Annotated in this window: 1 protein-coding gene; it reads right to left on the reverse strand. The window is 64.7% G+C overall.

Annotated elements, in window-relative coordinates; genetic code table 11:
• Nucleotides 1-575: ABC transporter substrate-binding protein (locus U858_RS0133305; protein WP_025141376.1), on the reverse strand; the 575-nt coding region annotated here is incomplete at its 3' end.
• Nucleotides 576-731: the final 156 nt, after the last annotated feature.

Below are 731 nucleotides of genomic sequence, written 5' to 3' on the forward strand. Positions count from 1 at the left end.
AACGGGCCGGTGCCGTTGGCGTTGTGGGTGGCGTAGCCTTCGATCTTCTTGGCCGCGTCGGTGGGTTTCAGGCTGTTGTTGTCGACCAGCCACTGGCGGTTGAAGATGAAGATATTGGTCAGGTCGTTGAGCATCAGCGGGTACGGATGCGTCATTTCGATGTCGACCGTGTAGTCGTCGACCTTGCGTACCGCCTTGAAGGCCGGCAGGTTGCCCTTGAGCGGCGAGGCGTCATCCGACACCCGGGTCATCGAGGCCACCACGTCGTCGGCCGAGAACGGCGCGCCGTTATGGAACGTCACGCCGTGGCGCAGGTGAAAGCGCAGCACGGTGGGCGACGGCGTTTCCCACGACTCGGCCAGCGCGGGCGTGATGTTGAACTTGTCGTCGTAGCGGATCAGCGCTTCGTAGACGTGGTTCAGGAAGGCCAGGTTGAAGGTGCTGCCGTAGGAATACGGATCCAGCGAATCCAGGTCGCGGGCGGCGCCCCACTTCAAGGTGTTGGCGGCGGATGCGCCCGTGATGGCCGATAGCGCGATCACGGCCCCGGCGGTCCACTTCAGCAGCGTCTTCATGGCGGAAATTCTCCCTTGCGTATTGGGTATGGGATCTTCTGGGGGACTTCTAGGCTTGCGGATGCATGGCCGCGGCGACGGACTCAGCCGCCGGCGGCCAGGCGCTGGGCACGGTCAAGCGTGGCCAGCGCCATCACCTGCGCCAGGGCGGCGCGG

Origin of the sequence: Achromobacter sp. DH1f (assembly GCF_000633435.1) — a bacterium.
In the GTDB taxonomy this organism is placed as follows: Bacteria; Pseudomonadota; Gammaproteobacteria; order Burkholderiales; family Burkholderiaceae_B; genus Achromobacter; species Achromobacter deleyi.